Origin of the sequence: Frankia gtarii, from assembly GCF_025403375.1 — a bacterium.
GTDB lineage: Bacteria > Actinomycetota > Actinomycetes > Frankiales > Frankiaceae > Frankia > Frankia gtarii.
Genome location: NZ_JAMPTM010000522.1, coordinates 1 through 1,578, shown reverse-complemented (window position 1 = coordinate 1,578; position 1,578 = coordinate 1). Strand labels below are relative to the sequence as shown.

The window sequence follows — 1,578 nt, the reverse complement described above, 5'->3', positions numbered from 1 at the left end:
CTAGTGGTCGTCGCTGCAAGTTCGTCGGTTATGCGGCGAGGGTGAGGCGGCGGGTGGTGTCGAGCAGGTCGGCGCGGGTGTACTTCCAGTCGAACGGGGTGGCTGTCTGGTTGTAGAGGGCCTGGAAGGTCATCACTCGGGTCGCGAGCGCGTCGAGGTCGGTGAAGTCCCCGCGGGCGATCGCTTTGCGTTGCAGGATCGAGAAGTAGATCTCGACCTGGTTCAGCCACGAGGCGTGCACGGGCAGGTGAACAAGCGTCGCGGTCGGGTAGGCCGTGCGCATCCGCCGGATCGAGGCCTGACCGTTGTGTGAACAGCCGTTGTCGACGATCCAGAACACCCGCCGCGCCGAGGCGTAGGGCTCGCAGGTCATGACCTGGTCGACGAGCCGGCCGAACGGGGCGATCCCGGTGGTGTCCTCGGTCCGGCCGATGACCTGGGCGCGGTGGATGTCGTAGGCGGCGAAGTAGGCCAGCGTGCCGCCGCGTTTGTACTCGAACTCGACGCGGGGGCCGTGCCCGGGCGCGGCGGGTGCGCTTGGGTGGCAGCGGCGCAGGGCCTGGAGCTGGGATTTCTCGTCCGCGCTGAGGACGTAGTCGTCCTGACCGAGGGGCTGCTCGTCCCAGCGGCGGCCATAAAGGTCGAGGACTCGGGAGGCCTTGGCGACGAAGTCCGGGTCCCGCGGGAAGATCCACGAGCGGTGCTGCCACGGCCGGATCGCGTCGGTCGCCAGCCAGCGGCCGACCGACGAGGCCGACACCGCCTCGACGATGCCCTCGCGGGTGGCGTGGGCGGCGAGCTCGCTGGTCGACCAGCGCTCCAGCGGTGCGCCGACGTCGGCGGGCCGCGTGCATGCCAGGGCCTTGACCTCGGCGACCTGCACCGCGGTGAACCGGGCTGGCCGGCCCGAGCGGTGCCGGTCGGTCAGCCCCGCCAGGCCCTCGCGGGCGAACCGGCCTCTCCATTTGCTGACCGTGTCCTCGCAGACCCCGAGGGTGCTGGCAATCGTGGTGTTACCCGTTCCGCTGGCCGCGGCCAGCACGATCACGGCACGGAGCCAGTCCCGCCTGGGTGTGGTCGCCGAGCGGGCACGGCCATTCAGCGTCTCCCGGTCGGTGTCGGTCAGTGTGATCGCGACGGCGCGGCGCGGCATCGTCCATGTCCTACCGGGCTGGTCACGCCCCACGGGCAGCCAGCCCTCAACAGCCAGCCACAATCAGGGCCGTGGCTGGTATCCCGGAATCGACGAAGATCTCCTTGCGTCAGCGGCTGACCGCTCACGCGGCCGAGGTCTGGCCCGGGATCGCCCAGGTCTCCACCCGCTACCGGGGCCGGTTCGCCTACATCGACGCGACCGGCCCCGACGGCGAGTGCCAGCCCCTGTTCCGGCTGCGCTACGTCGGCTATGCCAACAACTGGGGCTTCGCGGTCTGGCGCGCCAGCCACGACGACTACGCCGACGCCGTCCTGCCCGACGGATCCTGGACCGGTACCGCCGAAGCAGCCCTCGACCTCACCGCCGGCCTCTACCTACCCGGCACCGCCGATCACCGACGAACTAACGGCGACGACCACTAG

At 70.4% G+C, this 1,578-nt stretch carries 2 protein-coding genes; one reads left to right on the top strand and one right to left on the bottom strand.

Going from position 1 to position 1,578, the window contains the following annotated elements; translation table 11 throughout:
• Nucleotides 1-28: 28 nt before the first annotated feature.
• The gene (locus tag NBZ83_RS32040) at nt 29-1,153 is read right to left on the bottom strand and encodes an IS630 family transposase (RefSeq protein ID WP_261571330.1); all 1,125 of its coding nucleotides are present in this window, start codon (nt 1,151-1,153) and stop codon (nt 29-31) included.
• Nucleotides 1,154-1,224: 71 nt separating this feature from the next.
• On the opposite strand from NBZ83_RS32040, the gene NBZ83_RS32035 reads away from it, so the two are divergent.
• Nucleotides 1,225-1,578 (top strand): hypothetical protein, encoded by a 354-nt coding sequence (locus NBZ83_RS32035; RefSeq protein WP_261571331.1) that lies wholly within the window; start codon nt 1,225-1,227, stop codon nt 1,576-1,578.